Annotated in this window: 16 protein-coding genes; 5 read left to right on the forward strand and 11 right to left on the reverse strand. The window is 36.5% G+C overall.

All coding sequences use genetic code 11. The features are described from left to right. Positions 1–57 precede the first annotated feature (57 nt). Together EDF66_RS16525 and EDF66_RS16530 are read left to right on the forward strand one after the other, a co-directional pair. A complete protein-coding gene (locus EDF66_RS16525; protein WP_132843827.1) occupies positions 58–675 on the forward strand; it encodes a hypothetical protein in 618 nt (205 codons plus the stop codon). 60 nt (positions 676–735) lie between these two features. After that, positions 736–1,770 (forward strand): sialidase family protein, encoded by a 1,035-nt coding sequence (locus tag EDF66_RS16530; RefSeq protein WP_132843829.1) that lies wholly within the window; start codon positions 736–738, stop codon positions 1,768–1,770. A 112-nt stretch (positions 1,771–1,882) separates the two neighbouring features. On the opposite strand, the gene EDF66_RS16535 is transcribed toward EDF66_RS16530, so the two are convergent. The 6 genes from EDF66_RS16535 to EDF66_RS16560 all read right to left on the reverse strand — a co-directional run bounded on the left by EDF66_RS16535 (position 1,883) and on the right by EDF66_RS16560 (position 8,110). Further along, a complete protein-coding gene (locus EDF66_RS16535) occupies positions 1,883–4,249 on the reverse strand; it encodes a glycoside hydrolase family 3 N-terminal domain-containing protein (protein ID WP_132843830.1) in 2,367 nt (788 codons plus the stop codon). A 290-nt stretch (positions 4,250–4,539) separates the two neighbouring features. Continuing rightward, positions 4,540–5,022, reverse strand: a complete 483-nt coding sequence (locus EDF66_RS16540; RefSeq protein ID WP_132843831.1) for a hypothetical protein — start codon at positions 5,020–5,022, stop codon at positions 4,540–4,542. Positions 5,023–5,099: 77 nt separating this feature from the next. Beyond that, a complete protein-coding gene (locus EDF66_RS16545) occupies positions 5,100–5,591 on the reverse strand; it encodes a lipocalin family protein (RefSeq protein WP_132843833.1) in 492 nt (163 codons plus the stop codon). Between the two features lie 106 nt (positions 5,592–5,697). Continuing rightward, entirely contained in the window at positions 5,698–5,934 is a 237-nt protein-coding gene (locus tag EDF66_RS16550; protein WP_165902455.1) for a hypothetical protein, read from the reverse strand. After that, positions 5,916–6,353 carry a hypothetical protein gene (locus tag EDF66_RS16555; protein WP_132843835.1) on the reverse strand — a complete coding sequence of 146 codons (438 nt, stop codon included), beginning with the start codon at positions 6,351–6,353 and terminating at the stop codon, positions 5,916–5,918. The genes EDF66_RS16550 and EDF66_RS16555 overlap by 19 nt, the downstream gene beginning before the upstream one ends. After that, positions 6,350–8,110 (reverse strand): hypothetical protein, encoded by a 1,761-nt coding sequence (locus EDF66_RS16560; protein WP_132843837.1) that lies wholly within the window; start codon positions 8,108–8,110, stop codon positions 6,350–6,352. The genes EDF66_RS16555 and EDF66_RS16560 overlap by 4 nt, the downstream gene beginning before the upstream one ends. A gap of 884 nt (positions 8,111–8,994) precedes the next feature. Here EDF66_RS16560 and EDF66_RS16565 point away from each other — a divergent pair. The 3 genes from EDF66_RS16565 to EDF66_RS16575 all read left to right on the forward strand — a co-directional run bounded on the left by EDF66_RS16565 (position 8,995) and on the right by EDF66_RS16575 (position 13,220). Beyond that, entirely contained in the window at positions 8,995–10,785 is a 1,791-nt protein-coding gene (locus EDF66_RS16565) for an alpha-L-fucosidase (protein WP_243656069.1), read from the forward strand. A 134-nt stretch (positions 10,786–10,919) separates the two neighbouring features. Next, positions 10,920–12,791: a PAS domain S-box protein gene (locus tag EDF66_RS16570; RefSeq protein WP_132843839.1), complete on the forward strand. Its 1,872-nt coding sequence runs from the start codon at positions 10,920–10,922 to the stop codon at positions 12,789–12,791. Next, the gene (locus EDF66_RS16575) at positions 12,792–13,220 is read left to right on the forward strand and encodes a response regulator (protein ID WP_021189865.1); all 429 of its coding nucleotides are present in this window, start codon (positions 12,792–12,794) and stop codon (positions 13,218–13,220) included. A 113-nt stretch (positions 13,221–13,333) separates the two neighbouring features. Here EDF66_RS16575 and EDF66_RS16580 read toward each other — a convergent pair whose 3' ends face one another. From EDF66_RS16580 to EDF66_RS16600, 5 genes are all read right to left on the reverse strand, one after another. Next, complete coding sequence (locus EDF66_RS16580) at positions 13,334–15,577, reverse strand: glycoside hydrolase family 20 protein (RefSeq protein ID WP_132843840.1); 2,244 nt, start codon at positions 15,575–15,577, stop codon at positions 13,334–13,336. Between the two features lie 134 nt (positions 15,578–15,711). Beyond that, entirely contained in the window at positions 15,712–17,487 is a 1,776-nt protein-coding gene (locus EDF66_RS16585; protein WP_132843911.1) for an aminopeptidase P family protein, read from the reverse strand. 250 nt (positions 17,488–17,737) lie between these two features. Then, a complete protein-coding gene (locus EDF66_RS16590; protein WP_132843842.1) occupies positions 17,738–18,334 on the reverse strand; it encodes a hypothetical protein in 597 nt (198 codons plus the stop codon). A gap of 1 nt (position 18,335) precedes the next feature. After that, positions 18,336–18,812 carry an RNA polymerase sigma factor gene (locus EDF66_RS16595; protein ID WP_132843843.1) on the reverse strand — a complete coding sequence of 159 codons (477 nt, stop codon included), beginning with the start codon at positions 18,810–18,812 and terminating at the stop codon, positions 18,336–18,338. A 4-nt stretch (positions 18,813–18,816) separates the two neighbouring features. Beyond that, positions 18,817–19,026, reverse strand: coding sequence for a hypothetical protein (locus EDF66_RS16600; RefSeq protein WP_132843845.1), 210 nt, complete (start codon positions 19,024–19,026; stop codon positions 18,817–18,819). Positions 19,027–19,135: the final 109 nt, after the last annotated feature.

Here is a 19,135-nt window from a genome sequence, read left to right on the forward strand (position 1 = left end):
TTGTAGCATAATACAACCAGATATCGTTATCATTTGAACCAATAAATACGCTTATATATGAAAAAGATCATTTACACCTTATCGCTATTATTGATCCTGTCTGTATTTTCCTGTAAAAATAGCGACCTTGAGTATTCCAATCAGTTTGAAAACAGTTTTGACAAGTTTAAAGACTTCAAAAGAGAAAACAATAATTCCTATCAGTACCAAACTAGTATTGTAACAATGGAACATAGTTCTAAAACGACGATATCAGTCATCAATGGGAAAGTAACAAAGCGAGAACATCGCGTAATAGTATTCAATGGATCCGTATCAAAATCACCAACAGGTTGGACAGATCAGGAAATAGATGCAATCTATGCTAACCTAACAGAATCTTTTAAAAATTATCTGGTTAGCAAGAAGATTACATTAAAAGAATACCTCAGCTGGTCAGAATCTGAAAAAGAATTAGGAAAATATAATGGATTAGGAGCAACTGAAATTATGACACTCGATGACGTTTATACCAAAGCAAAAGGTGAATGGCTTGTAGCACAAGAAAAGAAAAAGATATTTTTTGAAACGAAAAATAATGGGCTGATCTCGTCGTGCGGTTATGTCATAGGAAATTGTCAGGACGATTGCTTTACCGGAATCAATATATCAGATATTAAAGCTTTAAAGAACTAAAACAAAAAAAGTCTTACTTTTCATTTGATAGATGAAAAAGTGCAGACCAAATAAACTTATATGAACAAACTATTCTTCTTTTCGATTATCATACTAACTATACTTTCTTCTTGCAATAATTATAAACCAGCACTATTAACATCAACTCAGATTTTTAACGAAGGTCAGGTACCTTTCAAACAGTGCCACGCCTCCACTATAGAACAAATTGGAAAAGATAGCCTAATTGCCGCCTGGTTTGGAGGCACACATGAATCCAATCCCGATGTTGTTATCTGGACTTCATATTATATTAATGGTAAATGGCAGCACCCTGTGCAAGTTGCCGATGGAGTCCTTGGAGACATACGCCATCCAACATGGAACCCCGTATTTTATCAACATCCAGCATCGGACAGCTTATATCTTTATTATAAAATAGGACCTAATCCTAGAGAATGGAAAGGTTATTACAAATATTCGCTAGATAAAGGCAATACCTGGTCAACAGCGAAAGCATTACCCCAAAACATTTTAGGTCCCATCAAAAATAAACCCATCACCCTAAAAAATGGAACTATCCTTTCCCCTTCAAGCACCGAGTCAAAAGAAGAAATTTGGAAAGCTCATTTAGAGATCAGCGCAGATAGAGGTAACACATGGTCAATTGTTAACATTAACCATGAAAGCCCAGTTCAGGTTATCCAACCTAGTATAGTAAAACATAAAAACGGAAACATTCAGGTTTTATGCCGCAGTAAAGAGAATAAAGTCATGAGTTCATTTTCCAATGATGATGGGCAGACGTGGCAACCTTGGCAAGCGACAAACTTGCTCAATCCAAATGCGGCAACAGACGCAATATGTCTAAAAAACGGACAATTTATGATCGTCTATAATCCCGATCTTGCCGGAAAAGATTGGTGGGAAGGACGTACGAAACTACGCGTGGCATTATCTAAAGACGGTCTGAATTGGAAAGATGCATTGATCTTAGAAGATGGTAAAAAGGGAGATGAATACTCCTACCCGACAATAATACAAGATGATGATGGTTTGATACATATTACCTACACCTGGAATAGAAAGAATATTAAACACATTGTATTAAAATAAAACTGGGGTTGTCTATAAATAGACAGCCCCAGTTTTATTTTATATCCTAAGTGAGTAGGATCATTAAAGATTCAATGCGTATGTAGCATACCTTTCGAACGTACTACTCTTCCTACAAATAATCGTTCTTCAATTCCAATGTACCTTCCAGTCGCACATCATCAGATCCCGCACCGATCAGTAATTTAAATTTCCCTTTCTCAGTTTTCCACCGGTTATCCACAGCCCAAAGTTTAAGATCCTCCTTTGTCAAGTGAAAAGAGACCCTTTCACGTTTTCCAGCTCCAATAGACTTACGCTCAAATCTTTTCAATTGTTTGATAGCTGTAACCACCGAACTAACTTCATCTACAACATATAGCTGAGCCACCTCATCACCGTTTAACAGCCCTTTGTTTTCCACATCAAAAGAAACCTTACACGCAAAATCGTCTGCACTTTCCTTCACATCAACAACAAGATTAGCATATTCAAATTTACTGTAGCTCAAACCATGACCAAAAGCATATAAAGGCTTTGCAGACATTTCTACATAATCATGATGCTTGGGTTTGTTATGGTTATAATGAACGGGTAACTGTCCTACAGAACGAGGTACTGAAATAGGCATACGTCCAGCAGGATTATAATCTCCGAAAAGAACGTCAGCTATCGCAAGTCCACCCTCCTGCCCAGGGTACCAGGCATTCACAATAGCGGGGATATGTGCGGCCGCCCAATTCAGATTCAGAGGTCTTCCCATAATTGTTACAAGAACAATAGGTTTACCTGTTTTCTCCAAAGCCTGCAATAATTGCAACTGATGCCCCATCATATCCAAAGAGACGCGGTCAAACCCCTCGCCACTTTCCATATCACTGACAGCGTTGATATCCACATTGGCGGCACCCGTAGCTTGATAAGTTGTTTTAAAATCACGCGCACTAGAACCTCCTAATACCACGACAACCACATCCGACAATTTTGCTGCGGCAACCGCATCTTGGATATTACTATTTAAAGTATCACGAATAGCACAACCCTTCACATAATCAATCTGTGTACCTTTACCTACCGCAGCACGAATACCAGCCAGTACCGTTTTCACTTTACCATCGGCCTGTGGAGCAGTATAATCTCCCAATTGATTATACGCATTATCTGCATTAGGACCAACAACTGCAATACGTTTAACCGTTTTCTTCAGAGGCAATAAATCTCCTTCATTTTTAAGCAATACGATAGACTCCTGAGCTACTTTACGTGCTATAGTCACATTTTCAACAGTAGCAACCTTTTTTGCAACCAGTTTTTCATCCACAAAAGTACGGTCAAATAAACCCAGTTTAAATTTCATGCGCAGTACACGTGCCACAGCAGTATCAAGAACTGAAGTTTCTACAAGACCACTATTGACCGCCTCCAATAAATTAGCACCATATCCTGTACCACTCAAATCCACATCAAGACCAGCATGGATACTTTGTGAAGCCCCTTCTGCAGCATTAGAAGCTGTAGCATGCCCCCCGTTTAATCCAGAAATACTTAATAAATCAGATACAACAAAACCATTAAATCCCCAGTCTTTACGCAATACATCTTTCAGAAGCCAAGGATTTGCAGAACAAGGAATACCATCAATACTATTATAAGCCGTCATCACAGAACCTGCTCCTGCGCGAACAGCTTGTTCAAAAGGATACAGATAATGGTGACGCATTGCTCTTTCACCGACAGAAACACCTTCACCATTATGACCACCTTCAGGAACAGCGTAGGCAACAAAGTGTTTAAGTGTACCAATTATTTTATCTTCTTTCCCAATGACATTGCCTTGGAAGCCCTTCACCATCGCCCTTCCCATCTGCCCGATCAAGTACGCATCTTCACCATAAGTCTCTTCTGTTCGTGACCAGCGTGGATCACGTGCTAGGTCCAATACAGGACCATAACCATTTTTCCCACCTACAGCGTAAGTTTCCTTTGCAATCGTAGTCGCCATCTGTTCAATTAAAACTGGATTCCAAGTACTTGCTTGACCAATTGCTGTAGGAAAAACAGTAGCACCGATAGCCATATGACCATGCGGAGCCTCTTCAGATAACAACAAAGGAATACCTAAACGGGTACTATCCAACATATAGCGTTGAATCGCATTTGTAGCTCGTGCCGCTTCTACTGGACTCAAACCGTTTAATAATGTTTTTTGAGTCCATGGATCAGCGCGCAAGGTTGCCCAGAGCAATCCAATATGTTGATCCTGAACCGCTTTTTTCAGTTTAGCACTTACACCAACACCTTTGGCACTCTTCTCATACATCTCCCAACCCAACAATTTCGACAATTGACCAACTTTTTCCTCCTTTGTCATTCTTCCCAATAAATCCTGAACCCTTTTTTCGGTAGGAGTTTTACTGTTTTTATAGGGTGCCTGTTGTGCTTGTAAGCTTGGAATGGCTAGAAAAATCATTCCGCTAAAAAATATACTGCTAAGTTTCATTTAAGAATATATAAAAAAGACCATTGGTCGGTTTGTAAAACACTAAATTAACGTTTTAGCATTAATAATCAGTAATTCATCATGATAATAACACTAAAAATACACTCCATAAAAAAGGACGATTTTGATCGTCCTTTTTTATGGAGTGTATAAACCTGTTGCAAAGAAAAAACATGGTCCAAATACGATAAATAAACGTTGACTCTCAGAAGATTTGGAGCCCTTTGTTGTTCTTAATAATTTTTAAAGAAACAAGCACACTATAAACCTCGCAATCAACATCTACGAAATTATGGAGCTTTCACCCCTTTAAAATAATATTTCACGGGAGCAACAAAAGCCGCAGGATTATTATTCTGACTCGTTAACACCAACTTATCACCATTTATCGCAACCGCGTAAGAAGAATACTTATCCTGATTTTCAAATTTAATTGCTCCATTCTCTTTATTAAAAGTAAAGATTATATTATTTTTATCCTTAAAAGTAAACTTTTCAAAAGCTCCTTTATTCGCCTCACAGATCTTCACTCCTTTATCCAAATTCAATTGATTTGACTTTTCCTGAAATACAAAACGGTAATTGTTATCCATTTCGCAGTCATCTAGATCATAATCGGTTTCCTTCACGTTCCCTACAACAGGATGCCACACATATGCCCCCAAACGAACTTGAATATCTTTCGAAAAGTCTGGATCCGGCGTACCACTATCTTTACCACAACTGCTAAATAAAGTCAAAATAGCAATGCTACAATATATTTTTCTAATCATAATTTTTAATCGTTAGTATAAGGATAATTACGCTATCCATTGAAACGCTATCTTAAAATCAACAAATACAAAATGAATTACTTTTTCACTCCTTTAAAATAATATTTCATAGGAATAACATTGGCAACAGGATTATTATTCTGATAAGTTAACACCAATTTATCTCCATTAACTACCACCAAATAAGACGAGTACTGATCCTGATCTTCAAATTTAATTGTACCTGTTTCCTTATTAAAAGTAAAATTGGAACTATTTTTGGCTTTCAAAAATATATCTTCAAAGTTGATTTTCCCAGAATTACAGACCTTCATCCCCTTATCCAGATCTAATTGATTTGACTTTCCCTGAAATACAAAACGGTAACCATTATCCATTTCACAGTCATCCGGCTTGTAATTGGTAATATTATCCTTTTCTGCCGTCTCACCAATGATAGGCCGCCAAACATAACCAACTAATTTCTCTTGAACATTTTTCGAAAAGTCAGGATCTGGTGTACCGCTATCTTTTGCACAGCTATGAATTAATGCCAGAACAGCGGCACTATAAAAAAATTTTTTTGTCATAGTTTATATATTGTTAGTATAAAGATAACGCTACCAACTAGATAAACGCTACAGCTTTACGTAAACATGATATACTATTAAAATATCTGGCAAAAACCACAGATAATTAACTCACAGTACTAAAAGAATAACGATCATCCACATTGCGAACAACTATTTTCCCCTTCTGAATCATTTGATATAAACAGCTTTTCAAGTGTCTCGGATAGATAATCAATTTAGAAGACCCATTAAATCGTACCTTTTGAAATAATTCCCATGAAGATTTTCCGCCCTCAAATCCACTTCCCGCCAACAACGCTTCCAATCTAGAGCGCACATGAATCATCGCATCCAATTCCATAAGCACATTAATCTCAGGTTTCCACTCTTCCAAAGATAGCAAAGGAGGGGCTCTCCGCGCTGAAAAGTCCATGGAATATCAATCTTGTAATTCCATTTAACTTCATCTTCTACTAATTTAACACGAACAATACGCTCTGTTGATGCTTCATACCGTTCGCGATAAAATTCCATCGGAACAACTTCCGAACAAGCATAAATGCGATCCAGTAAAATAGATTCAGATAATAAAAATTTAGGAACCTCAAATAGTTTTTCAAAATCCAGATAAGCATGATCAGGCTTACCTAATAAAAAAGAAAGATCCTGAGGACTCCAACCCATTTTTAGTCTCCGGCTAAAATAAGTATACCACAATTGAAAATCGTTCGAGTACATCATTCCTGCATAGGAACACTTAATCACCATATCACTTCTCATATCGTCTCTACATTTGCTTGTTTCTCAATACGCTGTTTTATAGATTGAACGACGGCTTTTAACAGTCGTTCATACAATTCAACCACAGCACCAGCCCGCGTTATGATTAAATTTTTATGCTGATCATCCATATCCATTGCCGCACTTTTCCACCAGATCTCCTGAGGTTTTAAAATGATGGAGAGAATCAACATATCGAGTTCATTATCATTCAGAATACCCTGTATTACATCGGTACTGGCAATAGCAGACCACTCCATGAGATCCAATAAATCAGTATTTTTAGGGATATATCCCACAGCGCATCGCAGATAGGTCTGTATACCGATACTGTACAATTCGCGCAATAGCAACAAAGCGGTGTCTGCCATCAATAGAGGAGAGTTTGTCATCGTTAATAATAGGTTACGCATGACAATAACAGCGTTTTCCGATATGATTTTAATTTTCTGAAATTTTGCAGTCCAATCTATTACCCTAGGTACCAATTGAGAATTGAAAGTGGACTTTTGCCTCAAAATCCAAGACTTCTGCCAGACAATGCTCACAAACCGGCCTCCAAGAGTCAACTGCTTTTCCACATAAGGCAAATCAAGAAATACAACCGAAGCGCGAACATCACCCACTTTCCTAATCTGAAATGTATAGGGTGAGTTCCGTTTAGTAAGCACCACCAGAAAAAGTTCAACTTTGATACCATTCTCCTCTTCATCAACACCCTCTTGAAAAGGATTACCATGTGATAAGCCTTCCGTTTGATAGTTGACCAATAAGATCTGTTCTGGATGAATGCCTGAATACAACTTATCAAGAAGTAAATTAGCATCATCCTTATATTTTTGTGGCCATGGAAAGCCTGAGAAATCTTCGAGGATATGAGGTCCCACATCCTTTTCATCACTTTTTTTTCTCTCTGAAATTGACACTTTCTCTACACTTGTTATTTCCTGAACTACTTTGACGACACGATCTTCCCGATATTTTTGATAAACAGCCAGCCCATTCCACATAAAATCGACCGTATCATCCAGAGCTTTACCAAATGCCTGACACTGCAACAATAAAAACTCAAATTCCTCTTCTAAAATATCGAGACGATCCTTTTTCTTCAAATAACTATGACAAGTATCCAATAACCGCAACAAAGGTGTACTATGGGCATCATAAGTAAAAATCTTAAAAAGTCCAGGTAAAGTGCCCCGCATCAGTTTAAGAATATGCTCCAGATTTTGTGCTTTACCAATCGTTACACCCGCCATGGCTTGAAATCCTTTTAACCGCAACACAATAAACTGATGCAACATGGCAGTTGCTTGGAAAAAATCTGTTTTGGATCTAAAAGAATAGCAGGCAGACATAAACTCGTCGGCCATCTTTTTACCCTTCTCATATTCCACATGCGACAATTCTAATAAACTATTCACCAGCTTATTCGATATAATTGGACTACTCTTTCTTCCGGATTGATAAAGTTGATGTCCTGGCAGAGAAGCATAAGTATAGTACATACTACCCTTTTTAAGTTGGTTGCTCCATTCTCCGGTCCAGATGACCGTAAATGGTAGATCAGGCATATCGGCCATACAGAGGCGGATAATAGGTTCAATACTTTGAACAGAGATACCCTTTATAGGATTAACAACTAATAAAAGATGTGGACTTTCGACGCTATCATTGAGAAAATTAAACAAAAAAATACGATCTAAATCAATCCGCTGAACCAATCGATCGACCAATAATTGGGTGTTAAGTTGCATAATTAGAGATTTAATAATAAATAATTAGTATAGATTTAATATACAAATATATATTAAATATGGTAATTTAAAATTATTTGTATAAAATATCTATACAAAAGATATGAATTACAATAACATCTATACTTTACAGCTACATAGTTCAGCTTTGGCTTTACAGAGATTCACCAGAATCTTTACGACTCACAGATGATCAACAGGCTAAATAAGCAAGTGTATCGGGCACACCAATCCAATCCCGATCAATTGTCCGGAAATATGTCTATGGAACCCGCAATTCTCAAACGGTTAGTTGGATTTCAATTCAATGAAAAAAATCATTTGGAAGACTACTTATAACTTGATCCGGAGCTCTTCTTAGATAAAGATGAACAACTCACCATACGGTTCCACGAATTTGATGTGCTAAAAGCGATTTAGGATGACAAAAGATTGTCTTAATTACCTGATTAGTTTTATAGATAATCAAGATAAACATTAGAACGGGAACATCCTAATACCATATGATAACTAATACCAATTTTTAACCAATCTTTAGACAGTAATCAGTCATTATTGATACAGTCTACACTGAGTGATCACTGAGCAAGCACTGAACAAGTAATGTTAAAAGACATAATCTGGTAATCATCTGATCTTCGTTTGCTCCCTAAAAATTAAAAGAGAGGAACCTACGTTTGTGTAACGGTACGTTTTCAATTTAAATAAAATGTGCTCAGGTAAAAATCGGAAATAGTTATTATCCTATTAAACAAGAAGTAAAGAACAAAAAAAGCAAATCTTTACTCCTAAACGTCCATAGAACAGTAGCCAAAATCATCTATCACTAGCCCTACGTAAGATTTTTTTCACTATATTAGTAAGACATAAGAACTGAAACCTTTATGCTACAAAATCTGAAAAGAATTTCAATTACAATTTCTTTATTCTTAACGTTAACATGTACACTTTTTGCTCAGGAAAATCCTAAAACCAAATGGTTTAGTCATGATCGCTTCGGGATGTTTATACACTGGGGACTATACAGTGGTGCAGAAGGATTGTGGAAAGGCGAAAAACTACGCTATATCAACAATTACGCGGAATGGCTCCGCTATAGAAACCGGGTTTCTAAAGATGAATATGGTGAGTTAGCGAAGCGCTTCGTATGGGATCAGATCAATCCAGAAGAATGGGTATTGCTTGCTAAAAAAGCAGGTATGAAATACATTATCATGACGACTAAACATCATGACGGTGTAGCCATTTGGGATACCAAAATTGGAAACTATAGCCTTAGCAAATTAAGTGGTAGCAATCGGGATATCATAAAAGAATTAGCAGCGGCATGTAAAAAACATAACATGAAGCTAGGTTTTTATTATTCACATTGGATTGACTGGGAACACCCATATGCCTGGGATCATAATCAGGAACTCACAGGACATGTCACAGACACCCAGTACAATCAGTATTGGCAGGAAAAAGTAATGCCACAATTACGTGAACTTTTAACAAACTATGGCGATATCGCACTGATGTGGTTTGATATGTGGATTCCATATCAAAAATCAATAATTAAAAAAGAACAGCTTGAACAGGTTGTGGAGCTTATCCATACCTTACAGCCCAATTGCCTGATCAATTCAAGACTTGGTCTACCGACCGACGAAAAAAATATTGATTTTGAAACCTTCGGCGATAATCAATTTGGAACCTCATACATTCAACACCCGTGGGAAACACCAGGTACCATTGCACATTCGTGGGGCTACAACGGTCAAGAAAATGAATGGAAATCAACCAGTCAAATCTTCAATTCGCTGATTTCAAATGTTAGTTTAAACGGTGGATTTACCTTAAATATTGGACCTCGTGCAGACGGCACAGTACCTTATGAAAGCGTAACAAGACTAGAAGACATCGGTAAATGGCTCAATAAACATGGAGAAAGTATTTACGGAGCCACTGGTTTAGATCTAAGAGCTAACCAGCACGATTGGGGATACCTGACAACCAAAACTACAGGAACAAAAACAAATGTATATGCACAGGTGTTTAATTGGCCATTGGATCGGGTGTTGCGTATCTCAGGAATTAAAACAAAACCGTTACAGATATCCATTCAAGGTACGACAGATCATCAGAACTTAAAATTTGAACAGATTGGCAGCATTCTGCATGTGCATCTTCCCAATAAGCAAACAGACAACTATGTATCTACCATAGTAATCCATTACAATGAACCATTGCAACTGGATAAAGATATTGTTGCTGAGTCCACTTTTGGTGGTTTTGCTTTAAATAGTACTAATGCACAAAACAGAGAACAATTAAAAGTAATTCGCTATGACGGAAAAAAACCTAACCATATTCAAACAGCTGGAGAAACCATTGCCTGGGAGGTAGATTTTCCTGAAGCAGGAACTTATAAAATAGATGTATCTGCACATAATCCAAATAGAGATCCTATAGAAATTAAGGTTCACACCACTAACGAAACAGCTTCAGGAAAACTAACACCAAATGGAAAAATGGTAGTAGAACCGAACGAGAATAATTACACCGATGAATTTGTGAATACTGCCATAGGTAGAATTCGTATTAATCAACCAGGAAAACAAAAAATTACGTTCCAGACAACTGGAAATCAACAACTTTGGCTTAACAGTATTTGGTTAGAAAAAATTAAATAAATTTAGGTTATGCATAGCATATCAGACGATTAATATACATGTGAATAGGTAGTGTTGCCATTAAATTTCAAGAAAATGTGCACATTTGCATGCATTAACATTAGAAAAACAGGTTTTCTCAACTAGAATTGCGAATGGAATTTCACAATCAAGCATTGGACAAACAAAACATATTTCTAGAAACTTTAGGTTTTGAAGGATTAGTTGCGCTTGATTATGAAGGGCATATTTTGGCCTTAAATAATCAGGCTAAATCCCTATTACCTTTTGACAAAATAGCACATAAAAAATTGCATGAGGCGTTGATCTTCTACAGCAAAGAAGATCAACATCCGATACATCCCAATGAATTATCATTTTATAAGACATTGGAGACTGGTACGGTACAGCTTGATATAATCTATGGTATCACAACAGAAGATAACACGTTGATCTGGCTTTCTTTTAGCTCTAAATTAATACCAGATAGACCTGATATCCACATGCTCATCAGCATTCAGGATGTTTCCACACTCGTCAATGAAAACAAAAAATTACTAGATAGCAAACAAGAACTTCAACTTTTAATAACATCCCTCGATGATATTGTATTTGAAGTAACCAAAGAAGGAGTTTTCAAAAACTATTGGACCAGCGAACCGGATTTATTATTTTATGAACCAGAGGAATTTTTGAACAAAAATATTGTAGATCTATTTCCTTCGGAAATGACCGAAAAAACATTACCATTGATCAATAAGGCGTTAACCTATAACAAGGTTTATCATATGGAATTTCCTTCTCCTTTTGATACGCATAAAGGTAGATGGTTCAAATTAAAAATTAAACCCATACACAGTACAAAAGATCGTGTAGCAGTTGTTGTCTCCGATATTTCCCAAAAAATTAAATCGCTTGAAAAAATTAGATATAATCAACATAAATTCAATCAAGCTTTTCATTTCTCCGGGTTAGGGATATCCTTGACCGACACACAAGGTTACTGCCTGGATGCAAATAATATGCTCAGTAAAATTTTAGGCTTTTCGCAAGAAGAATTATCCTGCACAAACTTCTTTGATTATATACATCCTGACGATATCAATAATGATTATCTACAACGTCAACGATTGTTAAAGGGAGAAATGGACAGTTTCACATTAGAAAAACGGTATCGCCATCAACTCGGCCACTATGTATGGTGTTCAGTGACCACCTCGGTCGTACATAACCAATCCAATGAAGTATCTTTTTTTATTGTTCAGCTACAGGACATATCGGAATGTAAAAAGAATCTTGAAATCCTAGAAAGGCAAAAGAAGGAAATCGAAATTGTCAAAATCGATCTGGAAACGAAAGTGCGCCAGTTGGAAGAGTTTAACCATATTGTAGCCCATAATTTAAGGGAGCCCGTAAGCAATATCCATATGCTCATCGATGAGCTGAAAGATGAAAATAGAAAGGAAGTTAACAAAGAATATTTTAGACTACTGAAAAGTAGTAACAACAGTTTAACAGATACTTTACAAGAACTATCGGAGATATTAGAAATTAGTCAAAATAGAAACATAGAAAAGGTGAACTGTCATTTCCCTACAATTTTTAAAAAGGTATATGATCAATTTTTAGCAGAGATATATAGTAAAAAAGTAATCCTGACAACAGATTTTGAGATTGAGTATTTACAATACCCTAGAATATATCTCGAAAGTATTATTTATAATCTGCTTAGCAACGCACTAAAATACACCGTTCCCCGTGTTCAACCACAAATTCATATCAGAACATATCAACAAAATAATTCAACCTTACTGAGCATCCAAGATAATGGAATAGGTATTGACCTACCTAAATTCAAATCGCAAATCTTTATGTTTAGAAAAGTTTTTCATCGTGGCTTTGATAGCAAAGGCCTAGGTTTATTCATTACACGCTATCAGATTGAATCTTTAGGAGGTAAGATCGATGTTATTAGCAAGCCAAACAATGGCACTACTTTTTTAGTAAATTTTTTAGAAAACAACTAAATGGGATCAACCAATACTATAAAAATAAGAACTGTCACCCTTGTCGATGATAATGCTATTTTACGCGTTATTTTCAGTAACATGATCAAGAGTTTTCCAGACTTTCCGCTACAGATCAACTTATTTGAAAATGCGCTAGATGCATTAGAGTATTTTGAAAATAAAAAGGAAAATCTCGACCCTTCTTCAGAAATAATATTTGTCGATATTAATATGCCCTTTATGACAGGTTGGGAGATGATGGATAAATTAGAAGAGTTTGGTCCTGACTTTTTAAATCTTTTGAACATTTATATCATAAGTTCATCCACAAGTAAAAGCGATAGGGAACAAATTCAAGACTACCCATTCATTGATGGGTACATATTGAAACCTATAGACAAACTTAAATTGTATGAACTGATCCGCAAACTCAATAATGAAGCATAACATGATGCTATTTATTTAACCATACTTCCGACAAATTAAAAAGCGCTACTTTATAAATCTGTATCCAGATCCTTAAGTAGCGCTTTATTATCGCAAATTGGGTATGCTATATACTAATATACCGACAGCTCATCCACAAATAACCAAGCCGGAGAACCCGCACCACCAGATCCTGCAGGAATCTTATTCAGATGTTGCACTTCAACTTTAACAAACTTAGCATGCTGCTTTTCAAATGATAATTTGATGGTTCCTTTAGATTTAGCGATCACTTCTTTTCCCACCTCTTGTACTAAGGTGAAATTTTGATTATCCTGGGAAACATAAACTTTAACCGCTTGCGGATAGTATATCCAGCTCGCATTTTGATCAACGACATTCAGTTCCACATTTGAAAATGAAACTGGCTCAGCCATATCAATCGTAGCCACTAAATCTTTACCATTGAATCCTAACCAGTTTTTCTTAAAATACTGTTTATTGCCATAAACACCATCCACCAGTGTTGCTGTACCGTTCGCTTGATATGCTTCATTTGGCTCATATAGCAATTGAATAGATTTCCCTGTAGATTTACTAATTACAAAATCCTGCTTCAATACTGAACCGACCATACGTGCAGCACTAAAATTTGCGGCATTGATGGTCATTGTTCTATCCACTACAACAGGCTCCTTATAAACGGCACTTTGAACAGTCGGTGCTGTTCCATCTGTAGTATAGCGAATCGTATTGTCATTTTTGATTGTTGACAATTCATAATACATCTTTCCGTCTCTGGAAACGATATTACCATTCAATTCAAAAATAGCTTTACTATAATTGATCTTTTTTCTGTCCAGATAAGCAAACTCATGAATCACCCTGTTTTCGAAAGATTTATACGCTTCCGGTTTTGATGTTCCCCATGCCACTTCAGACAAAGCCAACAATCGAGGAAACAACATATATTCAACATGTTTAAAATTTGTAATATACTCCGTCCACATATTGGCCTGTGGTCCCAAGATATGCTTTGCTTCTTGCTCATTCAACTCCTTGGGTATCGGGTTGAAGCTATACACTTTATCCAAGCGAAGTTCAGCATTAAAAGCCAAAGGTTCAGATTGCGGATTCCCCTGATAATAATCCAAATACATATGACTTACGGGAGTCATGATGGCATCGTGTCCTGCCTTTGCCGCGTGAATACCACCTTCAATACCTGTCCAGCTCATAACTGTGGCATTTGGAGCCAAACCGCCTTCTAAAATCTCGTCCCAGCCGATAATATCTTTACCCTTTGCATTAATGTATTTTTCCATCCGTTTGATGAAATAAGATTGCAACTCGAACTCATCTTTTAATCCTTCTTTTTTAATCATTTCCTGGCAATGTGCACAGGTTTTCCATCTTGTTTTAGGGGCCTCGTCGCCACCGATATGAATATAATGACTTGGAAAAAGTGTAACAACTTCATCGATCACATCTTCCAATAAAGCAAAAGTTTCTTCCTTAGGACAATAGATATCATCCATAACACCCCAGGTTGTACCTACCTGAAAAGGACCTCCTGTGCAAGAAAGTTCAGGATATGCAGCCAATGCAGCTTGAGCATGACCTGGCATTTCAATTTCAGGGATTATTTCAATCTGCAGTTTATTTGCATAGGCAACAACATCTTTAATCTGTTCCTGTGTATAAAATCCGCCGTAACGGCCATCTTTAGTTAATTTAGAATCTTTCACATCATCTGTCACTGCACGGTATGCTCCGATAGCGGTAAGTTTCGGATGACTTTTGATTTCAATACGCCATCCTTGGTCATCTGTAAGATGCCAGTGAAACTTATTCATTTTATAACGCGATAAATAATCTAAAAATAATTTCACTTCATCGGCAGTAAAAAAATGTCTGCTGACGTCAAGATGTGCACCACGATAAGTGAACTTCGCATAATCTTTAATTTCCAAAGCAGGAATACTTCCACTAGCTTGGTTTTCCTCCACAAGCTGCAACAAAGTTTGAACAGCATAAAAAGCGGCACTTTCTGTAGAAGCAGCTATGAAGACACCACTAGGATCTATCTTTAATTCATAATAATCATGCTTTTCTACCGCAGTATTGTTAATTTTCTGAAATCGGATTGGTCCCGATTTTTTAAGAGTAACTTTCGTCTGTAATAAGCTTTCTAATTGATTAGCCAAATATTTTGCTTGGGTCTCAAATGCCCCTGCTCCAACGGTTAGATTTCCTTTTAAAGGAAAGGAACCTTGCTTTGATATCTCCAAATGCTGAGGCATCGGTATCAGGTTCTTCTGTGCGAATAAGACAGAAGAATAGAAAAAAATAAAACTTAAAAATAGGATTTTACGCATGATAGTGATTTGGTCTTTCAACAAAAGTAGCATTAATTTTAAAAAATTAAAACGTTATAGCATGCCCGTTACATTAAACTAAAAAAGGAGATCATATGATCTCCTTTTCCTATTATATTACATTTTAAATAATCTTAAATTGCTTGCGTTTTGGTTTTCAACCAAGCCTTTTCATCATCATTCAATCTGCCTTCCAGTTTATCATAAACCCATTGGTTATACTGATTCAACCAGTTTATATGTTGCTGATCCAGTAAGGTTTTATCAACTAGATCTGTTGCAATATAGCAGATTGTCAATGTTTCAAAATCCATAAACTCTCCGAATATGGAAGAACCGGCATGTTTTGATAAGACAAGATTTTCAATGCGGATACCATGTTTTCCCTCACGGTATAAACCCGGTTCAATCGAACTGATCATTCCCGCTTCAATTGCAACATCAATATTTGCGGCATTAAACGTCTGCGGACCTTCGTGTACATTCAAAAAGAAACCAACACCATGACCAGTACCATGTCCATAATTACGTAATGTAGCCCAAATCGGACGACGTGTAATCGCATCAATCTGATAACCTTTAGATCCTTGCGGATAAATAGTCTGGCTACCTTCTATCGTACCCTTCAATACAGTTGTATAATCTTCCTTCTCTTCCTGCGTAATATTTCCCAACGAAACCACACGCGTAATATCTGTTGTTCCTGTCTGATATTGACCTCCCGAATCGACCAATAACAGTCCTGACGTTTTTAAATCGTAATTGCTTTCTTTACTAGCGGAATAATGTGGCAATGCACCGTGGTCTAAATAGCCGGCAATGGTACCAAAACTAATATCATTAAAACCAGGTTGCTCCTCTCGAAACTCTTGTAATCTTGCGGCTATAGAAATCTCAGACTCACCACCGGCAGGTACTGCCGATTCCAGCCATTTAAAGAATTTAGTCATCGCAACACCATCATTGATCATTGTTTCGCGCGTATGTCCAATCTCTACTTCATTTTTAATTGCTTTCAGAGAAGCTGAAGGATTGATTTTCTCAATGATTTTTACGCCAGAGGGAATAGAATCATAAATAGCAAAACAAGTTCTTTTTGGATCAATCAAAATAGATTCTACAGCTAGATTGCTCACTTGTGCATACACTTCCTCATAAGGCTTAACAGTTACACCGGAAGCTTCTAAACTGATAACCGTTTCCGAATCCAATTTAGCTGTTTCAATATATAAAATAGCTTCATCTGCTGTTACATAAACGAATCCCAAAACAACAGGATTACATGGTACGTCACGTCCGCGGATATTAAGCAACCAAGCCAAATCATCTAAAGAAGAAACCAGATGTGCCTGTGCTCTATTTTTGGCCAATACAGTGCGCACAGCCGCCAATTTAGATTTTGTTGATTGACCTGTTGTCGTATCGGCCAATAAATATGCTTTTGCTAAAGGCAAAGCCGGCCTACCCTCCCACAATGGAGACAATAGATCCACATGACCGTCAACTACAATATCAAGAGGTTTCAAGATTTGCTGAACAGATTGTGCAACTAACAAAGAAGCTAAATTACCATCAAAAGCAACTTTGGCACCTTTTGTTAAATGCTCACCTAACCAATCTGCGTACTCCGCATTCCCTTGAACTTTTAATTTTACAAGTTCGAAACCGCTCCCTGCCAGCTGTTCATTTGCCTGAACAAAATAACGGGTGTCTGTCCACAGACCTGCGAAATCCTGTGTAATAACTAAAGTACCTGCTGAACCTGTAAACCCTGATGTCCAAGCGATACACTTATAACGATCTGGTAAATATTCACTTATATGCGGATCAGAAGAAGGAATGATATAACCATCAACACCTTGCTCTTTCATCAGACTTCTAATTGCCGTCAATTTTTCTGAATGCGTCATTGTTTCTTTCATTTGATCATGCAAGTTATAAAATTTCAAGAAGTAAACGAGTATACATGCCAGATTTAGGCTTATCATTTCCACAAAAAAAATTGAAATTATGCTATTTTACTGATTATGTTTTAATAATAGAAATCAATATCTGAGCTCATATCTCAACCATGCTGTATATTGTAACTGCCCATTTTAAGTATATTTGGGTAGGTGTGTCAGAAAGCATTTAATTCAAAAAATATAACATCGGTACGAATTAGGAGATCTCTTTGATTTTCTGTCTCAGATCTTCTATTTGCTCCTTAAAAATACTTCTGTTCATTAAATTTCCTAAAATGATGATCAAAATCCCTAACGGAATCAAAAGTATTATATAGAGAAACATATTGGGAAGTTCAAAAACACTAGAAAAGCTTTTATGTACGGTCAATTTATAGCATAAAAAGCCAATCGGCGCCGCAATTGGCGCTGTAATGTAACCCCAAATATTCTCTAGAAAAAGGATTTTGGAGATCGCTTTTAAATTATTTTCCAATACTTGCTTTGTACTGGAGCTATAATCTACACTGGTTTTTATTTTCTTAAATTCTTTCAATCCAAACCATCTGAATATTTCATATAAAATAACAACTCCTATCAATAATATTTTTAAATCTCGTTCTGAAAACAGAGCAAAAGCTAAAATAGGAAGGTCAATAATTCTTATCCAACGGAATTTCCATTTTAGTTTAAAAAGCAAATCTTGCAAGATATCTTGCGATTCACCTGTAATGGTAAACTTTGAGATTTCTTCACTTTGTGGGGTAGTCATCATCTCTGTTGACATATTTCGCCATTCCTGCTGTAGATCCATTTTATTTTCGGTTTAAAATAGTTATTAATTGTTGTTTAATACGATGTAATTTAACATTTGTGTTTCCCTTAGATATACCGATGATTTCACTTATTTCGCTATTGTCAAAATCATCAAGATGAAGCATAATGATACTTCTGTCTATTTCAGGGAGTTGTTTAATAGCACGGTACAGAAAATCTGCTCTTTCAGATAATTCAGCTGGTTCAATGTAAGATTCCGTAATCGTACTTTCCTTTATTTTTGCTACTTTCTTTCGCTTATTAAGGAAGGTAAGAGATACGTTTAGACTGATTCTGTAGAGCCAGGTAGAAAACTTAGAGCTCCCTACAAATCTAGGATAGGCACTCCAGCTTTGTAGCACAATTTCCTGATATAAGTCTTTTCTATCTTCCAAATCATCGGCATAGAGATTGACCACTTTTAGGATTATACCTTTGTGCTCCTCAATTTTTTGTAGATAGGATTTCTCTGTCATTATGTTAATTGATATCACTCTTTTTAGCAGAAGATAACTGACCTATGGCATCTTTTGCAAAACAATACATCCGAAAAAGAAATGCTGCTATCGCTATCATCGACGACGGATATTTGATATAACTAGGAAATTCATTTAGGCTAATTAACAAAAATACCATTCCTGCAGTTATTAAAATACTGCTTTTGATTTGCTGTTTTTCTTTCGTTCTCATTTTAAAACTGTTTAATTATACAATTAGTAAACAACAGTTACAAAAAATTACAGCGATTGAAAAAAAATCGCAATAAAAATTCAGGACAGGCCTTCTCTAAAAAAACATT

Source organism: Sphingobacterium sp. JUb20, from assembly GCF_004342035.1.
In the GTDB taxonomy this organism is placed as follows: Bacteria; Bacteroidota; Bacteroidia; order Sphingobacteriales; family Sphingobacteriaceae; genus Sphingobacterium; species Sphingobacterium anhuiense.

Bases quoted from the DNA above. Each gene is read 5' to 3' on its own strand.
- EDF66_RS16525 (WP_132843827.1), top strand. From the start codon at position 58: ATGAAAAAGATCATTTACACCTTATCGCTATTATTGATCCTGTCTGTA.
- EDF66_RS16555 (WP_132843835.1), bottom strand. From the start codon at position 6,353: ATGAGAAGTGATATGGTGATTAAGTGTTCCTATGCAGGAATGATGTAC.
- EDF66_RS16530 (WP_132843829.1), top strand. From the start codon at position 736: ATGAACAAACTATTCTTCTTTTCGATTATCATACTAACTATACTTTCT.
- EDF66_RS16535 (WP_132843830.1), bottom strand. From the start codon at position 4,249: ATGAAACTTAGCAGTATATTTTTTAGCGGAATGATTTTTCTAGCCATT.
- EDF66_RS16575 (WP_021189865.1), top strand. From the start codon at position 12,792: ATGGGATCAACCAATACTATAAAAATAAGAACTGTCACCCTTGTCGAT.
- EDF66_RS16570 (WP_132843839.1), top strand. From the start codon at position 10,920: ATGGAATTTCACAATCAAGCATTGGACAAACAAAACATATTTCTAGAA.
- EDF66_RS16560 (WP_132843837.1), bottom strand. From the start codon at position 8,110: ATGCAACTTAACACCCAATTATTGGTCGATCGATTGGTTCAGCGGATT.
- EDF66_RS16550 (WP_165902455.1), bottom strand. From the start codon at position 5,934: ATGGAATTGGATGCGATGATTCATGTGCGCTCTAGATTGGAAGCGTTG.
- EDF66_RS16600 (WP_132843845.1), bottom strand. From the start codon at position 19,026: ATGAGAACGAAAGAAAAACAGCAAATCAAAAGCAGTATTTTAATAACT.
- EDF66_RS16585 (WP_132843911.1), bottom strand. From the start codon at position 17,487: ATGACGCATTCAGAAAAATTGACGGCAATTAGAAGTCTGATGAAAGAG.
- EDF66_RS16590 (WP_132843842.1), bottom strand. From the start codon at position 18,334: ATGGATCTACAGCAGGAATGGCGAAATATGTCAACAGAGATGATGACT.
- EDF66_RS16580 (WP_132843840.1), bottom strand. From the start codon at position 15,577: ATGCGTAAAATCCTATTTTTAAGTTTTATTTTTTTCTATTCTTCTGTC.
- EDF66_RS16595 (WP_132843843.1), bottom strand. From the start codon at position 18,812: ATGACAGAGAAATCCTATCTACAAAAAATTGAGGAGCACAAAGGTATA.
- EDF66_RS16565 (WP_243656069.1), top strand. From the start codon at position 8,995: ATGCTACAAAATCTGAAAAGAATTTCAATTACAATTTCTTTATTCTTA.
- EDF66_RS16540 (WP_132843831.1), bottom strand. From the start codon at position 5,022: ATGATTAGAAAAATATATTGTAGCATTGCTATTTTGACTTTATTTAGC.
- EDF66_RS16545 (WP_132843833.1), bottom strand. From the start codon at position 5,591: ATGACAAAAAAATTTTTTTATAGTGCCGCTGTTCTGGCATTAATTCAT.